The 18,044-nt window shown below is 58.0% G+C and carries 18 protein-coding genes and 1 tRNA gene; 10 read left to right on the top strand and 9 right to left on the bottom strand.

Annotated elements, in window-relative coordinates; genetic code table 11:
• Positions 1–15: 15 nt before the first annotated feature.
• From iscU to ACP_RS12085, 3 genes are read right to left on the bottom strand one after another with little or no spacing between them, the layout of a single operon-like run.
• Positions 16–441 carry a Fe-S cluster assembly scaffold IscU gene (gene iscU / locus ACP_RS12095; RefSeq protein WP_015897618.1) on the bottom strand — a complete coding sequence of 142 codons (426 nt, stop codon included), beginning with the start codon at positions 439–441 and terminating at the stop codon, positions 16–18.
• Positions 442–499: 58 nt separating this feature from the next.
• Positions 500–1,786: an IscS subfamily cysteine desulfurase gene (locus ACP_RS12090; RefSeq protein WP_015897617.1), complete on the bottom strand. Its 1,287-nt coding sequence runs from the start codon at positions 1,784–1,786 to the stop codon at positions 500–502.
• A 36-nt stretch (positions 1,787–1,822) separates the two neighbouring features.
• Positions 1,823–2,278 carry an RrF2 family transcriptional regulator gene (locus tag ACP_RS12085; protein WP_015897616.1) on the bottom strand — a complete coding sequence of 152 codons (456 nt, stop codon included), beginning with the start codon at positions 2,276–2,278 and terminating at the stop codon, positions 1,823–1,825.
• Positions 2,279–2,489: 211 nt separating this feature from the next.
• On the opposite strand from ACP_RS12085, the gene ACP_RS18695 reads away from it, so the two are divergent.
• Positions 2,490–2,621, top strand: a complete 132-nt coding sequence (locus ACP_RS18695; protein ID WP_274425238.1) for a hypothetical protein — start codon at positions 2,490–2,492, stop codon at positions 2,619–2,621.
• A 24-nt stretch (positions 2,622–2,645) separates the two neighbouring features.
• On the opposite strand, the gene ACP_RS12080 is transcribed toward ACP_RS18695, so the two are convergent.
• Positions 2,646–3,218: a CDP-alcohol phosphatidyltransferase family protein gene (locus ACP_RS12080; protein WP_015897614.1), complete on the bottom strand. Its 573-nt coding sequence runs from the start codon at positions 3,216–3,218 to the stop codon at positions 2,646–2,648.
• Between the two features lie 142 nt (positions 3,219–3,360).
• Here ACP_RS12080 and ACP_RS12075 point away from each other — a divergent pair.
• A tRNA-Val gene (locus tag ACP_RS12075) sits at positions 3,361–3,437 on the top strand.
• Positions 3,438–3,493: 56 nt separating this feature from the next.
• Here the strand turns inward: ACP_RS12075 and ACP_RS12070 are convergent.
• Positions 3,494–4,162, bottom strand: a complete 669-nt coding sequence (locus tag ACP_RS12070; RefSeq protein WP_015897613.1) for a BON domain-containing protein — start codon at positions 4,160–4,162, stop codon at positions 3,494–3,496.
• A gap of 192 nt (positions 4,163–4,354) precedes the next feature.
• On the opposite strand from ACP_RS12070, the gene ACP_RS12065 reads away from it, so the two are divergent.
• Entirely contained in the window at positions 4,355–5,008 is a 654-nt protein-coding gene (locus ACP_RS12065; RefSeq protein ID WP_041839543.1) for a BON domain-containing protein, read from the top strand.
• 27 nt (positions 5,009–5,035) lie between these two features.
• On the top strand, positions 5,036–6,178 hold the full coding sequence (locus ACP_RS12060) for a baeRF3 domain-containing protein (RefSeq protein WP_015897611.1): 1,143 nt from the start codon (positions 5,036–5,038) through the stop codon (positions 6,176–6,178).
• On the opposite strand, the gene ACP_RS12055 is transcribed toward ACP_RS12060, so the two are convergent.
• On the bottom strand, positions 6,163–7,044 hold the full coding sequence (locus tag ACP_RS12055) for a universal stress protein (protein ID WP_015897610.1): 882 nt from the start codon (positions 7,042–7,044) through the stop codon (positions 6,163–6,165). The genes ACP_RS12060 and ACP_RS12055 overlap by 16 nt on opposite strands.
• A 233-nt stretch (positions 7,045–7,277) precedes the next feature.
• Between ACP_RS12055 and ACP_RS12050 the strand changes: the two genes are divergently transcribed.
• The 6 genes from ACP_RS12050 to ACP_RS12025 all read left to right on the top strand — a co-directional run bounded on the left by ACP_RS12050 (position 7,278) and on the right by ACP_RS12025 (position 13,922).
• Positions 7,278–7,796 (top strand): Hsp20 family protein, encoded by a 519-nt coding sequence (locus ACP_RS12050; RefSeq protein WP_015897609.1) that lies wholly within the window; start codon positions 7,278–7,280, stop codon positions 7,794–7,796.
• Positions 7,797–7,916: 120 nt separating this feature from the next.
• Positions 7,917–9,053 (top strand): ABC transporter permease, encoded by a 1,137-nt coding sequence (locus tag ACP_RS12045; protein ID WP_015897608.1) that lies wholly within the window; start codon positions 7,917–7,919, stop codon positions 9,051–9,053.
• A gap of 5 nt (positions 9,054–9,058) precedes the next feature.
• Positions 9,059–9,733 carry an ABC transporter ATP-binding protein gene (locus ACP_RS12040; protein ID WP_015897607.1) on the top strand — a complete coding sequence of 225 codons (675 nt, stop codon included), beginning with the start codon at positions 9,059–9,061 and terminating at the stop codon, positions 9,731–9,733.
• 13 nt (positions 9,734–9,746) lie between these two features.
• Positions 9,747–10,829, top strand: a complete 1,083-nt coding sequence (locus ACP_RS12035) for an HlyD family secretion protein (RefSeq protein WP_015897606.1) — start codon at positions 9,747–9,749, stop codon at positions 10,827–10,829.
• Positions 10,729–12,327 carry an efflux transporter outer membrane subunit gene (locus ACP_RS12030; protein WP_337998442.1) on the top strand — a complete coding sequence of 533 codons (1,599 nt, stop codon included), beginning with the start codon at positions 10,729–10,731 and terminating at the stop codon, positions 12,325–12,327. The genes ACP_RS12035 and ACP_RS12030 overlap by 101 nt, the downstream gene beginning before the upstream one ends.
• Before the next feature lie 200 nt (positions 12,328–12,527).
• Positions 12,528–13,922: a sugar porter family MFS transporter gene (locus ACP_RS12025; RefSeq protein WP_015897604.1), complete on the top strand. Its 1,395-nt coding sequence runs from the start codon at positions 12,528–12,530 to the stop codon at positions 13,920–13,922.
• Between the two features lie 68 nt (positions 13,923–13,990).
• On the opposite strand, the gene ACP_RS12020 is transcribed toward ACP_RS12025, so the two are convergent.
• From ACP_RS12020 to ACP_RS12010, 3 genes are all read right to left on the bottom strand, one after another.
• Positions 13,991–14,518, bottom strand: coding sequence for a YqiA/YcfP family alpha/beta fold hydrolase (locus ACP_RS12020; RefSeq protein WP_238525551.1), 528 nt, complete (start codon positions 14,516–14,518; stop codon positions 13,991–13,993).
• Positions 14,519–14,535: 17 nt separating this feature from the next.
• Positions 14,536–16,617 carry a glutaminase family protein gene (locus tag ACP_RS12015; protein WP_238525550.1) on the bottom strand — a complete coding sequence of 694 codons (2,082 nt, stop codon included), beginning with the start codon at positions 16,615–16,617 and terminating at the stop codon, positions 14,536–14,538.
• A gap of 157 nt (positions 16,618–16,774) precedes the next feature.
• Positions 16,775–17,977 carry a tetratricopeptide repeat protein gene (locus ACP_RS12010; protein ID WP_041839542.1) on the bottom strand — a complete coding sequence of 401 codons (1,203 nt, stop codon included), beginning with the start codon at positions 17,975–17,977 and terminating at the stop codon, positions 16,775–16,777.
• Positions 17,978–18,044 lie beyond the last annotated feature (67 nt).

Below are 18,044 nucleotides of genomic sequence, written 5' to 3'. Positions count from 1 at the left end.
CCTTCCTGATGAGGGTTACTGCGCGGCAACGGTCTGCTGCGCGGCTTCCGTCTCGGCGACGCCATTCTTCTTCTTCCAGTCGCCGATGGCAGCACGGATGGCGTCTTCCGCGAGCACGGAGCAGTGAATCTTGACCGGAGGCAGCGCGAGTTCCTTCACGATGTCGGTGTTCTTGATCTGCAGCGCTTCTTCCACCGTCTTGCCCTTGACCCACTCGGTGGCGAGCGAGGACGAAGCGATAGCCGAGCCGCAGCCGAAGGTCTTGAACTTGGCCTCTTCGATGACCTGCGTCTCAGGGTTCACGCGAATCTGCAGACGCATGACGTCGCCGCACTCGGGCGCGCCGACCAGGCCGGTACCGACGGCCTCGCTGCTCTTGTCGAGCTGGCCGACGTTGCGGGGATTGTTGTAGTGGTCAATGACTTTATCGCTGTATGCCATTTGGAATCTCCTTCTGATCTTCTGTTACACCGTGCTGCTGTGTGGATTGAGCCGCTTTTTAGTGCGCGGCCCACTCGATCTTGGTAAGGTCGATGCCCTCTTTCACCATCTCGTAGAGCGGCGAGAGCTCGCGAAGCTTCTGCACGACGTCAATCACCTTGTCGGCGACGTAGTCCACTTCGGCGTCGGTGTTGAAGCGGCCAAGGCCGAAGCGGATGGAGCTGTGCGCCACGTCATCGCCGAGACCGAGAGCCTTCAATACATAAGATGGCTCCAGAGTGGCCGAGGTGCAGGCCGAGCCGCTCGAAACAGCGACATCGTTGATGCCCATGAGCAGCGACTCGCCCTCAACGTAGACAAAGCTCATGTTGAGGTTGCCGGGCAGGTGGCGCTCCATGGTGCCGTTGACGTGGATGTAGTCGAGGCTGGACTCAAGCTTGTGCTTGAGGCGGTCGCGCATGGCGGTAAGGCGCTTCGCCTCGGATTCCATCTCTTCGCCAGCGAGTTCGCAGGCTTTGCCCAGGCCGACAATGCCGGGCACGTTCAGGGTGCCGGAACGCATGCCGCGCTCGTGGCCGCCGCCATTGATCTGCTCAGAAATCTGGACACGCGGGTTGCGGCGGCGGACATAAAGCGCGCCGACGCCCTTGGGACCGTAGATTTTGTGCGCGGTGAGCGAGAGCGCATCGATCTGCATGGCGTTGACGTCGACCGGAATTTTGCCCACGGCCTGCACGCCATCCGTATGGAAGAGCACGCCGCGCTCGTGACAGAGCTTGCCGATTTCTTCAACGGGCTGAACGACGCCGATCTCGTTGTTGGCGATCATGATGGTGACGAGGATCGTCTTGTCGGTGATGGCATTCTTCAGATCTTCAATGTCAATGAGACCGTCGGCCTTCACGGGCAGATAGGTGACCTGGTAGCCGCTCTTTTCGAGGCGCTTGCAGGTGTCAAGCACGGCCTTGTGCTCGGTGGCCTGGGTGATGATGTGATTGCCGCGCTCGCGGTACATCTCGGCGATGCCCTTGATGGCGAGGTTGTTGCTCTCGGTGGCGCCGGAGGTAAAGATGATCTCCTTGGAGGTGGCGCCGATGAGCTTGGCAATCTGCGCGCGCGCCTGTTCCACGGCCTGTTCGGCTTCCCAACCAAAGGAGTGATTGCGGCTGGCGGCATTGCCAAAGGTCTCGGTGAAATAGGGCATCATCGCCTCAAGCACGCGCGGGTCCATGCGCGTGGTGGCGTGGTTATCCATATAGATGGGCAGCTTGACGCCCGCCGGTACCGGAATGCCCGCAATGGCCGCGCTGCTGGATGCTCCGTTGGTGGTAGTTGCTGTACTCATTGCCTTCTCCTGAAATCCTTCTGTTAAAAACTTGCCTTAGCTCACGCTCGCAATGCTGACGAGCTTTTGCGGCGGAGCGTTGTGAACCTCATGATCCATCAGGTCAGAGATGCGCGTCTTGCGCAGCAGATCAATGATGCTTTCATTCACCCGGGCCAGTGGTTCTTTGATGGTGCAACTGGCGGTCAGGTCGCAGACACTGGTACCGGTGGTGCATGAGGTGATAAAAAGTGGTCCGTCAATGGCCCGGATGACTTCAAATGCTGAAATATCCTTGGCCGCCCGCGTCAGCGAATATCCGCCGTTCATGCCAGCGTGGGAGCGCAGAAGCCCCTCGCGGGTGAGCTTTTGCAGAATCTTGGCAAGCAACTGCGCCGGAATGTGATACGCCTCGGCTATATCCTTGGCGCTGCGCGAAGGCTCGCCGGCATGCTCAGCCAGATACTTGACTGCCATGAGGCCGTAGTCCGCTTTCTTTGTCAGCCGCAGCACGTAAGACTCCCTTTGTAGAGTATAGGACTGCTTTAGTCTGAATTCAACGTGGATTCCCATTCAGGGTCGAATTTGCCCCGTATTTTCACGGATGGCATCGAACCAGAAGACGATGCTTTGACAGATTGAAAAGCCCCGCTACAATCTTCCCCATATTCGACCCAATTTTCTGATGCCGACACCCATGAACTCGCCCTGCAAACACCCCCAAGTGCGCGTGGTAGCGCGCGAAGAAGACGCCGAATACGTGGAATGCCAGCAGTGCGGCGAGGTCTTTGAGGCCTCGGAGTTCCGCGACATGGAGCTTGAAGAGCAACCGCAAGAAGAAGATACGGAACCATAGGCCCGGCAAAAGGTGGCGCGATGGCTACCCTTCTGAGGGAGCCGACGGGCTCATTTGGCCCACGCGGCGCGCGACCGTCCAGGCATAGTGGAAGCCCGAGAGCACGGTGAAGACCACGGTGGCATCGAGCGACCAATGCCGCGTGAACTTGACCCAAAGCGGATCGTAGAACTCGCCCAGCAGCACCGAGGTGACCGCCACAATCTGCATGAGCGTATTGGTTTTGCCAAAAATGCTGGGCGGGAATGAACGCATGCCAATCGTGGCATAGAGAATGGCCGAAACCAGCAGAATGCCGAAGTCGCGGCCGAAGACCAGCACAGTGACGAGGCGCGAGATGAGTTCCTGGTGGTGCAGAGCCAGAAAGAGCGTGCTCAAGAGCAGCTTGTCGGCCACAGGATCAAGATAATGACCGAGCATGGTGGCCTGATTGAGCATGCGGGCGAGCAGCCCATCGAGCGCATCCGTGATGCCGGCCACGATGAAGACCCCGAACGCCAGCTCATAGTGGTCATTGAGAATCAACAGCACCAAAAACGGCACCAGACAGAGCCGCAAAAAGGTGAGCAGATTCGGAGTCGACCGGAATGGATTCATTGCGCCATTACAGTTTTACTGGAAGCGCCGGGCTCAGAGCGAGATTTTCTGCCGTGGGAGGCGAATGGCGGATTCGCGGGTGGGCCGACGCTCCGAAAGCGGCCGGTTCCTGCTATATTAAAAACAGTTTGTCCCACCTCGCAGGCGCGTAGCTCAGTTGGTTAGAGCGCTACCTTGACACGGTAGAGGTCAGCGGTTCGAATCCGCTCGTGCCTACCATTCAGACCCACAACATACTGCCTGAGTGCCCCATGATTGAGGCGCGATTCTGCGCGTCAGGGCGTCACTGAGATATGGTCGATTACATGGGCCACGCCCGGCGCTGCCCATGCTGCGCGCTCGGCCTCTTCCCTCTCCAGCCATGAGCGGACGCTGCCGTGCAGCTCGACGGTGCTGCCCTGCAAGGTGACATGGATGCGGCGCGCATCCACCTCCGCGCTGCGCTTGAGAGCCGCTTCTATTTTCTCCTTCACTTGCGAGGAGGAGAGAGCCGGCTTGATGCGTATGGAGTTGGTGACGCCGCGAACACCAGAGACACCTGCCGCGGCGCTCTCCGCATTGCGGCGCTGATAATCCCATTCCAGTTCCCCTTCGAGAGTCACGAAGCCTTCCCGCGTGGTGGCGGTGAGCTTCTCATGGGGCACGAGAGGATGCACTTCGAGCGCATGCAAAATATCTCGCGCAATCTCCGGGTCGGTGCGGAGGAGCTTGGGCTTGACCTGGATATCGTTCGCGAGGGAGCGCACGCCATAGACGGATTTTGCCGCTCTCTCGGCCGCAAACTTTTCAGGAAAGCTATGGACGAATCCCGTCAGGGTGACAACCCCCTGATGCACGGTAATGCCTATGTCCTGCGAAAGAATGGCGGGATCCCATTCGATTTCCCGCATTACATCGTTGCGGACACGCTCATCGCTGCGCTGCTCACCAAGATACTCTGTCATCGGAATACTCCTTTCCGAAATTCCTCCTCAGGATAGAACCGCGCCCGAAGCCAGGCTGTGACGCCGGGCACTGATTTTACGTGATCCAAATCACTTCAACTACTCGCGTTCAGCGCAACACTGTTCAGACAAATGACAGTGCGTGGCATGGTCAGTGGCCCTGCCCCCCTCTGTCACGCCGGGAGGTCTGCGATGCGGGATGGCGGCCGAGAACTCAAAACGCATGTGGAAGACGAACTCTACCTGGAACCCTCTCTGGATGCGGCTGCGATCGGCGTAGCCGTATCCGATGCAATGGTTACCTTGAGCGGAAAAGTGCGAAGCTACACAGAAAAGCAGACAGCCGAGCGTGCCATTATGCGCATTCATGGCGTGCGTGCGTTGATCAATGATCTGGAGGTAGAACTGCCCGCCGAAAGCGAGCGCCGGGATGAAGACATTGCGCGTACGGCCACTTCTGCTCTTGTGTGGCATAGCTCGCTACCGAAACATCGTATCCATGTGCAGGTTTCTCATGGCTGGATCACCCTGAGCGGAGAAGTGGACTGGCACTTTGAGCGCATGGCGGCGGAACGCGCGGTTCGCGATCTGATGGGAGTGAGAGGAGTCAGCAATCAGATCACGGTGAGCACTCATGCTCTCAAGGCGGAGATTCGCGACCGCATTCACGAAGCGCTGCGCCGGAATGCCGTCCTGAATGCCCATGGCATTCAGGTGACGCTGGAGGGCAACCGAGCCGTGCTCACGGGCGTGGTGCAGACACTCTCGCGGCGCAAAGAGGCCGAACGTGCGGCGTGGAGCGTGCCCGGAATCATTGCGGTGGAGAACAATATCCGCGTGGCTTAACGAAGGGGGTGTGCGGTGATTCCTGTAATGGATGCTGCCGAATTCTATGATTCCAGGCACATTAAAAACCTGCTGCCCCGGATCGGCCCGTGTCTTTCTATTTATCTGCCCTTGCACATGGATGGTGAAACGCATTCCACCCTTGGCAGACGCCTGCGCAACGCATTGCAGCAGGCACAAAGCATGCTGACCGGCCTGCCCGGCGGGGCAGCAATACTGCCGAGTCCTGATCTTTGGCAATATGCGAAACACGCAGAGGCAGCCGGACATACAGGATCGCTCGCAATATTTGATACGCCGGGCTATACCGCGATTGTGCAGCTAGCGGGACAGGTGGCATCCTCGGTCCACGCTGGAGAGGATTTCTATATTCGCCCTCTGCTGGAGGGTCTGCAACGCGAGCGGACTTTTTACCTGCTGGCGCTGAGCGAGAAGCACGTACACCTGTTGCGTTGCACGGGAGCGGCGTTGGAAGATGTGCCCCTGCCGGATCAACTGCCTCACTCCGTATGGGAAGCGGGGCAGTTCAGTCCCCCAGACCACATGCTGGAAAATCGCGCAGCAGCCGGAAAGGCCGCTGGAGCAAAGCGGCGCATTCACTTCAGCACCAGCGCGGAAGAGGAAAGACAGGACGCGCATCGGAGCACACTTTTTTCTGCCGTGGCTCGTTCTGTGGAGCCTTTGATGCGCAAAACGCGATCCTCTCTCATGCTGGCGGGAGTTACACGCAATACATGCCTCTACCGCAAGGTGTGCGCCAGTGCGGCTCTACTTGCGGAAGAAGTGGAGGGCAGCCCGGAAGGCTTCACGCAGGAAGATCTGCACCAGAAGGCCCTGCACGTCTGGAGGACACACCTGGCGGCGGAGCAAGAAGCTGCCTGGCAGGAAGTGCTGGCCGCAAAGGAGGCAGACCATGCCGTTGAGGATCCACTGCAATTGCTCTGTGCCGCAGAGCACGGCCGCATTCATCGCCTGATTTTGTCCTCACAGGAGTCTGGAGATTCCTCAGACGAAATGCTGAATCATCTTGCGCTGGAGACTCTGCGTCACGGCGGAGATGTGCAAGTGATGACCGATCCGAGTGCTCCAGTGAAATTTGCTGTTGCGATTGTTCGCTATGCGAATCACTGGAGCGTAGACGGCTTCGCTCTCGATCAATCTATACGGTAAGAGAGCACCGGGACTGCCGAACAGCGGATAATCTGTGCTGCCACGTTGTCTGACGTAATAGAAGACAACCGGTCGCGGCGCTGCAGCGGCAACATGAGCGTAGGGCTCTTGCGCTCCTCGACGCACGCGTGAAGAAAGATGGCAGGAACGCCGACAAAGATGGTCCAGTCAGCGGCAATGCCTCTCTGACGAATCTGCAGAGCGAGGTTCTCACACTGCTCGCGAAATTTTCCGTTGTCTCTGCGCGGCCCCGGTTCCTGAACAACATGTACCAACTCGATCGCAAGGCCTAAGAGTTGAGCGATCTGCAGCGCCGGTTCGAGCGACTCAATACTGAACGGAAGCGGAATCGCCACCAGCAAGGATGGATTTGCGTTCATTCGCCTCAGGAAGCCAGCGCTGGCATGGGGACCATAGGTGAGCACAGGACAGGGAATAGCACGCAGAAGATGCTCCGCAGTGGAGCCCAGGGTCTGGCGATCCTGAGAGCCATGGCCGTAGGCTCCTAACATCAGCAGATCCGCGCGTTCTTCATGGCTGACATGGAAAAGCGTGTCACCGACCATGCCCGTGCGCACCATGGTACGGCTGGTAATGCCCTTGGCAGAGAGGTGCTTGACTATCGTGTCCAGTTCCAGAAAGTCTTCCTTGCGGAGCGATGCTAACGCAGTGCTGGAGAAATCTTCGCCGGCGGTTTGCACGCGCACCAGAATGATTTCGGCCTGGAAGCGCAGCGCGAGGGCCTCGGCGTCTTCCAGAGCCTGCCGCGCGGCATGAGAGTTGTCGTGCGCAAGCAGGATACGCCGTAACTGATATTTACCCGTGCCACGCAAAGCGGGCGGTGAAAAGTCGAGGGGAGCCGGCATAAGAACCTCCCGGTAAGGTGTAACTACCTGCGGATTCTGATTCTAAGTAGATGCATACAATTTCATCTGTGACTACCATCACCTCTTTCTAAAAATCAGGTGGCCGGTGTTCTGCGTCACATCAAGGCGCCGGGCAGCTTCGTAAGCTGAAATTCGGCAGATGGGTGGGAGTCGGAGCACCCATTGCTCATCTCGCTCCTTCCTGTCTGCATCCCGAAAAGGAGATCACGACCATGTCTACCAGCCTGATGAAAGAGCCTTCGGCTCCAAAGCAAATCTCCACCATGCTTCGCCCCTCGTCGATTTTTGAAGAGATGGATCAACTCACCCAACGCATTGCCAACCGCGCGTTCCATCTCTTCCAGCAGCGCGGCGGCTTTGATGGACTCGATATGAATGACTGGTTCCGCGCGGAATCGGAAATTCTGAAGCCTGTACCGATTGCCGTCGAAGAGCATGACGGTGACGTGGTGGTTCGTGCCGAGGTGCCCGGCTTTGAAGCGAAGGAATTGTCTGTTCGCGCAGAAAACAATCTGCTGACAGTCTATGGAAAGACGGAACGCAAGACGGAGGCAGATAAGAAGTCTCGTCAGCAGTACAGCGAGATGTCTGCCAGCGAAATCTATCGCCAGATCTTGCTGCCAACCGCCGTGCTCGCCGAGAAAGCGACAGCAAAGCTCGAGAACGGCGTGCTGGAGATTCATCTTCCAAAGGCTGCGCCACCCAAACTGATTGAAGTGAAAGCAGCCTGAATGCATGTGACGTAAGAGCGGGCGAAAGCTTGCCCGCTCTTATGCTGAGTCCCGCGACCGCTGGAACCGGAGCCGCCGGAACGAGCACAGGCTATTTGCTGGATATGAGGGGAGGCCGGATTGCGGGGAATCCTCAAACTCGCATTCAAACTGCTGGTCAATGACCGGAGCAAGTTCACCGCTCTGCTCACGGGCATTACGTTTGCGGCCTTCCTGATGGTGGTGATGACGTCGCTCTTCGCCGGCGTCCTGAATCGTGCCTCTTCCACGGTCATCAACATTGGCGCGGACATGTGGGTGATGGATCCGTCCGTGCAGACGGTGGCCAGTTCCATTGGCTTGCCGGATTATCTGCTCGACTCCGTTCGCAGTATTCCTGGCGTCAAGTATGCGGTGCCTTTGTTTTCCGGCACAGCATTAGTGAAGCTAGGCAATGGAACGTATCAAGCTGTCAGCGTTCTTGGCCTGGACGACACCAGCCTCTTTGGCCGTCCTACGATGCTTCAGGGCAACATACAAAATATCTTCGCCGAGAGTTCATTCATCCTGGTGCGTGATTCTGAATTCAGCAAATTCGGAGATGCTCATCTTGGAACGGAATTTGAACTGAACGATCATCGCGGCGTGCTGGTGGGCATTGCCAAAGCCCCGACCAGCAGCCTGTTTGGCTTGCCAACTCTGTACACCACCTACAACCGGGCAATTCAATATATTCCCAATCCGCGCTTCACTATCTCGTATGTCCTGGTCGAGCCAAAATCGGCGGCTGACGTTCCAGAAATTCAGCGCAGGGTGGCGGCGCTGGGATATCTTGCCCTGACAAGAGCGCAATTTGAGAATCGTATCTCAGACTTTTACAAATATCAGACTGGCCTGGGTATCAATATCCTGATCATGACCACGATCAGCTTTATCGTGGGCCTTTCAATCTCTGGCCAGACCTTTTACACCTTTATTCTCGAAAACCTGGAGAAATTTGGCGCGCTGAAGGCGATTGGGACCAAGAGCCGTGAATTAATCGCCATGATTCTCTTTCAATCCACTGTTACGGCCTTGATTGGCTATGGCCTGGGCGTAGGGCTTTGCACGACACTCACGACGCTGGCCAAGATGCGCCTGCCCGACTATGCCTCGCGCATCACGTTTTTTAATCTCGCGCTCGCGCTCGGCATGGTGGTGCTGATTTCTGCAATTTCGAGTTATGTCGGCGTGCGGAAGGTACTGCGCATTGAGCCCTTTGATGTATTTAGAGGATAGGATTCATGAGAACTGCCATTCAGGCCGAAGGCGTAGAGAAATGGTTTGGCGCGGGACCGGCTCGGACCTACGCTCTGCGTCGCGTGAATTTACAAGCATTTTTCGGAGAGATCGTATATATCGTGGGTCCTTCGGGAAGCGGAAAGACGACACTGCTGAGTGTGATCTCAGGCATTCTGCGGCCAGACGGCGGCACAGTACAAAACGACGGTGTCAATCTCTGGAAGTTGCCGGCTGATGAATTAGCCGAATTCCGCCTGAACCGCATCGGCTTTGTATTTCAGGACTACCATTTATTTCCCCGGCTCACCACTGCCGAAAACGTTGCCATTCCGCTCATTCTCAAACGCAAGCCCTGGAAAGAAGCACTGCAGGAAGCGCAACGCTATCTCGAAATTGTCGGCCTCGGCAATCGTGCCGATCTGCCACCGGTGAAGCTGAGTGGCGGCGAGCAGCAGCGCGTGGCGATTGCACGCGCCATTGCAAGCGCCCCGGACATTCTGATTATGGATGAGCCTACAGCATCCCTCGATGGAGATACCGGCCGCACGATTGTTGGGTTTGTGAAGTCCACCTTTTTGAATGACCAACGCTGCATTGTGGTGGTGACACACGACAGCCGCATCTACGAATTTGCCTCACGCATTCTGCACATGGAAGACGGACAACTCACCCAGTAGAGAGGAGTGCGGCATGAAAACGCGATGGCTGTTTGTGCTGGCGAGCATTGGATTACTAGGGGCGTGCGTGGCCGCATACTTCTCCAGCCGCGTCATGCAGGCGCAGCAGCCGATGTTTCAACCCGCGTCGAATCCTTATTCTGACGGCATCTACGCCGAGGGCATTGTGGAAAGTGCTCAATCGAGCGGGACCAATCTCAATCTTTACCCCGAAGTTGCCGGAACGGTGAGCGCTGTGTTGGTCAAAGAGGGACAGTCCGTAAAAAAAGGGCAGAAACTGTTGCAAATTGACGACACGATTCAGAACGCGACGACGCGGCAATTGCAGGCCCAAGCTGCAGCCGCGCACACCATGCTGAACGAGCTGCGCGCAGAGCCAAGACCAGAGTCGCTCGCGGTCAGCGCGGCGCAAGTCGCGGCGGCGCAGGCGCAACTCAAGACATCGCAAGACACGCTGACCAAACAGCAGGACGCTTATCGGGCGGATACAAGAACGGTCAGCCAGGATGCACTCGACAATGCCAAGAATGCCGCGCGAGTCGCCGCCGCAAACCTGACAGTTGCTGAAAATCAATATGCACTGACGAAAGCAGGCGCTTGGAGTTATGACATCCAAAATCAGGAACGCCAGTGGATAGCGCTGACTCGCGCTTACCAGGCGGCGCAGGCTCTGCTCGGCAAATATGCACTGGTGGCGCCAAGAGATGCGACGGTGATGGCGATCAACACGGCACCGGGCGCCTATGTTTCGCCGCAGGGCGCTTATGACGCCTACACACAGGGCACGGATCCGGTGATCTCGCTCAGCGCGAACAGCGGAGAGATGGAGGTGCGCTGTTATGTCGATGAGATTCTGATCTCGCGCCTGCCACCGCCAGCGCAAATTCACGCACAGATGACCATTCGCGGGACTGATGTGCATCTGCCGCTGACGTTTGAGCGCATGCAGCCGCTTGTGTCGCCAAAGATCGAGCTATCGAATCAACGCCTGGAGCGTGTGGACGTGCGTGTGCTGCCTCTCATCTTCCGTCTTCGCACTCCAAAAGGCGTGGCGCTGTATCCGGGAGAACTGGTGGACGTGTACATCGGCAAGTAGGAGACAGACCGTGCGGAGAAACACTTCCATTTCGCGTGGGGCTTTTTACAAAGGAGTGTTGCTCGCGGGCTGCCTTGCGTTTGCAGTTGCAGGCTGCGCTCCTGGGCCTGCCTATCGTCGGGCTACCGTGCCTCTGGCACCTGCATATCAAGAGGCGATGGGGGCACAATGGGTGCCCGCCTCCTCCGAGAGCGCGACCTTGCGCGAAGACTGGTGGATGCAATATCACGATGCAACGCTGAACCGGCTGGAAGCGCAGGTGGATGCGAGCAATCAGACCTTGGCCGCAGCTACGGCCAATTACTTTGCCGCGCGTGCGGCTATGCGAGCGGCGAGAGCCCAGTATTGGCCGGCGGCAACACTTGCTCCCTCGATTACGCAGCAGCGGATAGCGGCGATTGCCATTCCCGGCATCAAGAACACCGGATTTGAGACGGCCGAATATCAGTTTCCACTCACTGCCTCGTGGGAGCCCGATCTCTGGGCGCGCGTGCGCAAGACAGTCGCCTCGAGCTTTTATGCTGCACAGGCCAGCGCCGCTGAGCGGGCGAATGTTCGCCTGCTGGCGCATGCCGCCCTTGCCGCTGCGTATTTTGAGTTGCGCGGGGTGGAGGAGCAGCAATGCATTCTGCAAGAGACCGTCCACGCCTGGCAGCAAGAGATGGACGTAACGCGTCATCTTTATAGGCATGGGCTCTCGAACGAAGAAGCTCTCGCCGCCGTGGAGTCGCAGCTTAAGGCTTCGCAAGCGCAAGAGAGCTTGCTGTATAGTTCGCGGGCACAGTACCTGCATTCCATTGCGGTGCTCATGGGGGAGTCGCCCTCTCGATTCAAGCTTGAGCCGGGAAGTGAGCCCATCTCGCTGCCCGTCACTCCAACCGGAGTACCTGCCGAACTCCTGCAGCGACGCCCGGATATCGCCGAGGCCGAGCGTATGATGGCACAGGCCAATGCCCAGATTGGGGTGGCGCGTTCGGCCTACTTCCCGAATGTAACGTTGAGTGGCACGGCTGGTTTTCAAAGCCTGAGCGCGGCCAACTGGTTTTTATGGCCGAGCCGCTTCTGGTCCGCTGGGCCTTCGGCAGCGGAGACGCTTTTTGATGCGGGGGCGCGCCGGGCGAATGTGCAGCAGTATCGCTCCCTTTATGACGCGGCCGTGGCCAACTACCGGCAGACGACCTTGACGGCATTTCAACAGGTCGAGGATCAACTGGCTGCGCTGCATGCCCTCGCTGCCACCCGGGTGCAGCAGCAGGCTGCAGTTGAGGCCGCGAGCCGGGCCCTGAGCGAGACGCAGACCCGCTATGCGGCTGGACTGGATCCCTATGTAAATGTGCTCACAGCGCAGATCACATGGCTCAGCTACCGGCAAAATGAAGCAACCCTGCAAACCCAGCAGCAGATTGCCAGCGTGCAGTTGATCGAAGCCCTTGGCGGCGGATGGAATGCCTCGGAATTGCCTTCGCGGAAGCAGGTTGTTCACATAAAAACACCCTGAGATATGGGTTCGGTTCTTCTCGAGGCAGCGCCTCGATTGCACGAGTGAGCTTCTGCTGCCCTCTCACTGGCCAGCCATGGAATTCTGCCACTACAATCGGTGAAGTTGGATCAGTCCGCGCGCCAGCATCGAGTGACACGCCTCCGCGTCCGTTCACCATGGCCCGTTCATGCAGCCAACGAGACTCTGACGGAGATGCCATGAAAGACAGCATGCAAACGGTTACAACCGAGGCTCACCCCAAAGCCGCGGCCGTGTTTATTGGTCTGCTGGGTGCCCTGGCCGGCCTGATGTTCGGGCTGGATATTGGTGTGATTTCAGGAGCCGAGCAGTTCATTAAAACTGACTTTGGCATTTCGGACACGATGCTGGAGCACATTGTGAGCTGGATGATGCTCGGGGCGGCCGTGGGTGCATTGGCCGGCGGATGGATGGCCAAGAGCCTGGGGCGCAAGCGTTCTCTGCTGCTGGGGTCATTCATTTTCGTGGTGGCCTCGGTGCTGTGCGGCGCGGCATGGTCAGTGAACGTGCTGCTGGCCGGACGCCTGATTCTCGGCATCTCGATCGGCATGCTTTCTTTCACCGCGCCGATTTACCTGGCAGAGATTGCGCCGGAAAATATTCGCGGCTCCATGGTTTCGCTATATCAGTTGATGATCACCATCGGCATTTTTGTCGCATATCTTTCTGATCTGGCCTTCAGCTACTCCGGCAACTGGCATTGGATGCTCGGCATCATTGCCATCCCGGGTGCTTTATTTTTCGTAGGCATCTTCTCGCTGCCTGACAGCCCTCGCTGGCTGATGATGCGGGGACGCAAAGAGGAAGCCACTCGCGTGCTCCTGCGCCTGCGGGGCAACCCCAAGATTGTGGAGCAGGAAGAGCAGGAGATCGCCGCCCAGTTGCGCATACCTCAGCATGGCTGGCAGATGTTTCTGCAGAACAGTAATTTCCGCCGCTCGGTGGGGCTCGGCGTACTGTTGCAGATTGTGCAGCAGTTCACCGGGATGAATGTGGTGATGTACTATGCGCCGATCATCTTCAAGGACATGGGCTACCAGAAAGAAGCGCAGATGGTCTTCACCGCGATTGTGGGCCTGGCAAACGTGCTGGCGACGTTCATTGCCATCTGGCTGGTAGATCGCTGGGGCCGGAAGCCCATTCTTTATACAGGCTTCACGGTGATGGCGATTGGCATGGCCGTGGTGGGCAGCATGATGCATCTGGGCATTCACTCGCATACTGAGCAAATCTTCACCGTCGCCATGTTGCTGCTGTTTATCGTTGGTTTCGCGATGTCGGCCGGGCCGCTGATCTGGATTCTGTGTTCGGAAGTGCAGCCTATTAACGGACGCGACTTTGGCATTGCGCTTTCCACCCTGACCAACTGGGTCGCCAACTTTGTGGTTGGGGCCACCTTCCTGACGCTGCTCAACAGCTTCGGCCACGCGCAGACCTTCTGGCTATATGCGGGCTTTAACGTGATCTTTATCGCGATCACTGGCCTGCTGGTGCCAGAGACCAAGAACATCACGCTGGAGTTCATTGAGCGCAATCTGATGGCGGGTAAACCGCTGCGCAAGATTGGCCAATAATACTGCATGTTAAACAACAAAAAGCCGCACATCATGTGCGGCTTTTGTTGCGCCAGGAGAATTGCCGGCTAGCGAGGATCGGTGCCGATCTTCTCGGCCAGCGTGCCTTCGAGGTACCAGCCGAAGAGGCGGGTCAGCGGCGCAAAGTGCTGGTCAGTGCTGTGGTTGAGCCAGGAAAAGTCACGGGCAATCGCGGCGAGGCGCGGCCAGTCTGCCGTGCGCGGGGCAATCACTTCATCCTGAGAAGAGTAGATCGCGACGCGGCGTTCCGGCCGCTCGCGAAGCACCACACCATCGGCCCAGGTGGGCGAGCTGATGGCCATGACATGCAGGTCGTCACGGCCCATCTCTTGCAGTTTGGCCGCGACAGTGCCGCCGAGACTTATGCCCACAAGCAAAGCCCCTTGCGGGAGTTGCAGTTGTTCGAGGAAATCCACGGATCGCTCAGCGAGAGTCTGAGGATCGTTGTGCGGCAGCAGTGGGCGAGTGAAAGTCAGTTGCGGCCAGAGTGGTTCGAGCACAGCGGCCAGCTTGCTGACCGTGCCGTTGGGAGAACCACCCTTGCCATGCAGCAGATATACATTCTGAATCGTCATTGCTTTTCCAGTTTGCACTATGGATGGCCTTGTGCCCACTGGCGCCAAAGGCTCTTGTCCGTTAGCGGCTTGATGAAGATGCCTCCAACCACCGAGCGCGCCTGAAAGCCGACCTGCTTACCCGTAACGGTATCGAACCAGTCGCTCAACGGAACCCGCGTGGGCGTCTCGGTCATGAATTTATAGAGTGGATCGATGAGCGCTTCAAAGTCTTTTTGATTGTTTGCCAGTGTCGCGCTCCAGGTCGTCCAGTCGAGCTTGGTGTAAGTGTGCCGGTAGTCGAGCGGAAGCCCGAAGGCGTTCTGATGCTGGAGATAAAACGCGACTTCCTGGCGGGCCACGCTCGGCGGGAAAAGGTTAAGCCCCAGAATGCGATTCCAGACCAGGTTGTACTTCTGGCTCCAGGTGTTGGGCATGTTGAAGGCGAGGCGCGTGTGGTCGCCATCCGCGGCCATGTGAACCCACTGGCCGGCCATCTGCTTCGCCGTCTGCTGATAGTCGTTGGCAATATCAGCATGGCCTAGCATTCGGGCCAGTTGTGCGTAGCTGCCAAGCGCCAGAATTGCCTTGATTGAGAGATTGGCATTGTGGGCCAGATGGCCGGCAAAGTCATCGGTGCTGAGCTGATTTTTGGGATCGAGGCCAAAGGCGCGCAGATACTTTGCCCACTTCGTCAGCATGGGCCAATAGGGCTTTGCAAAATCAGGATTGCCCTCGGCCTGCGCAATGGCATCCATCATGATGAGCATGTTGCCGGTCTCTTCCACCGGCATCTGGTCCACTTCACTCGTTTCTGCGCCACCGTATACCTGACCATTCGCCAGAGGATAGGTGCCAATATCATGCGGGGCAAAGGGCCACGGCCAGCGTGGCATCTCAGCGTACTGCAGCACGGGGCGCAGCATGGCCTCAAGCAGCTTGGGATTGACAAACAGAAACAGCGGCGCCGAGGGGTAGGTGACATCGACTGTATCGACGCAGCCATTGCTGAAGTTTTCTTTGGAGAAGAGCAGCGGCTCGCCGTCAATGCCTGCGGCCAGCTTCGTGGCTCCGAGAGTCTGCTGATAGGCCAGCACGGCTAACTGCGCATATTTGCTGCCGCCCGCCTGCGTGAGTGCGGAGACCAGTGCGTGGTCGAAAGCTGTTGCCTGTGCATTGAGCGACGCCCGCTGAGCTTCGGCCTGTAAAAGCATCTGTGCGAAGGTGGTGTGCCCGCGACGCCAGTAGTCAGGCAGTTCGCGATGAAAAAGCTCGATGCCGTAGCGGTCATCGTAGGCAAGCATGAGACGCCGGGTGATCGGGGTGCCAGATACCTGGCCCAGATCAAACCGCGCCGCCAATACCGGCGTGTCGATGCGCGCCATGCGGGGCATGTTGAGATCGTCGCTCGCTGGAAATTCGCCCTTGTTCACCGCATCGTTGAAGGCATTCATGCCGATCGTAGCCACTGAGGCGCCGGGCTGCGCGGGAACGGCCACGTCCGCCCATCCCCAATCGATGCGCAGGTTGTCGCCGGACTTCGCAAGCACCTGCTGCGTGTTGGTGCCGATGTGCATCACCTGCATGTCACCCACACGGCTGGTTCCCCAAACGACATGCTGATAGACATCGTTGACGGCCAGTTCCGCACTCGCCGCGAAATAGATCTGCACCTGGTGAGGACTTCCATCACTGGAACTCACCTTCCAACTCAGATAAGACAGAGGACGCGAGAGCACATCAAGATTGTGCGGCAGATCGGGCGTGAAAAAGGTCGCGGTGAGGCGAACGCCTGCTCCTTGAAAGCGATAGATGACGTGCGTGGGCCATATCGCGCGAGAAATCTGCGGCAGGGCAGGCAGCGATGGCTCATCGCCCATGAAGCGATAGCTCTTGCCGTCAATGCGAACGACGCCGATGAGTTGCTGAGAGCTTCCAGTCCAGTGATGGGTGGGGCCACCGGTCAGCTTGTCATTGAATGACCAGATGCTGAAGTAAGGATCATGCACGACGAGCGGCGTGGCCGGAGTTCGCGCGGTGACTGGTTCCTGCGCATGGGCCGGGATCGCGAGCCCCCCTGTCAGAAATCCGATTGCGGCCCATCCTGCCGAGTGTTTCAAAAAACTCTTCGCCTGGCGGCTAAAGCAGTTCCACATGCCTTGTCTCCTGTCTCCGATAACGTTATCAGACAAGATGCAGCTTCTGCCTCCTCTGAATGATCCAGTTATCTTTCCGTAAGGAGGGTTTAAATAGTCAACACCCTGCGGCGCAGTGCCATCACTGCGGAGTTGCATCTTTTTGCCGGGCAGTCGCCTGCGCCTCGTGGCTGCCCGCCATTTTGAGGTAGAGGCTTTGCGCGGATTCGCGCTTCATCTTGCTGACGATAGCAAACTCGGCTGCCGCCTTTTGGTGCTGGCCCATTTTTTGATAAAGGCGCGCCAGCCGCCAGCGCGCATCCGTGCTCTTGGGGTTGATCTGAATGGCGGCATGGAACTCGGCAACGGCTGCACTATCGTGCCCGGCATTCACATCGAGAATGCCGAGATCAAGGTGCGCGAGTTCAAGCGAGGACTTCAGCACCATCGCTCGTTCGAGCGAGGCTCGCGCTTCATCGCTCTTGCCCAGATGCATCAGCGTATCGCCGAGGTAGGCGAGTGACTGGCCATCGTCAGGGCTGATGCGCAACTCGTCGCGGAACTGCTCTTCCGCTTCCGCATAATTGCGCTGTGTCCAGAGCAGGTATCCGAGACCGAAGTGCTCCTGCGGAAGGTTGGGGTTGGCCTGAATGGCGGCACGAAACTGCCGTATGGCAGCCGGAGTGTTGCTCTGCGCGCTGTAGGCTTCCCCCGCGAGCATGTCTGCCTCGGCTGAATCTGCATTGAGCGCCAGTATCTGCTTATAGGTGGTCAGCACGCACTCGAATTGCCGCGACCACAGGCAGGCCTGCGCCAGTGGCAAACGGATCGCCGCGCTTTGAGGCTCTTTGGCTGCGGCCGCCTTGAGATATGGAACCACCTTGTCATACTGCTGCGCGCCGTAGTGCGCCATTCCGAGCAGGATGGTCAACCGCAGGTCGCCGGGGTGCTGATGGAGTTCCTCTGCGAGCAGCGGAATAGCCTGAGGGAACTTTCCCATCTTGAAATAAGAGAGCGCCAGATCGAGGCGCAAGCCATGCAAGGAGGGGTCAAGCGCCAGAGCACGCCGGTAATATTGAATTGCTTCAGGATAATTTTGCGTGCGCGCTTCATCGAGGCCGAGATGCGCGCAGGCTTCCACGTTCTTCGCATTCTGCGTGAGCAAGGTATGCCAGATGGATTCGGCCTGGGCAAACTGGCCCTGCTGTTCGAGTGCCAGCGCCTGCTGCCGCAGCAAATCTGGCGATGCCGCGGACTGTGCGCGCGCCTCCGGAACCGCGAACGCGAGAGAGAGTCCAGCCAGAAGCAGACCCACACAAATGGCCTTGAGGCGAAATAACTGCAATTAGCTCCTCCGGCATGAATTTCAGACGCGCCCCATCATGGCATGCAGCACAGAAAAAAGAAAGGCA

The organism is Acidobacterium capsulatum ATCC 51196, from assembly GCF_000022565.1.
Classification (GTDB): Bacteria; Acidobacteriota; Terriglobia; order Terriglobales; family Acidobacteriaceae; genus Acidobacterium; species Acidobacterium capsulatum.
This window is presented reverse-complemented; position numbering and strand designations above follow the sequence as displayed.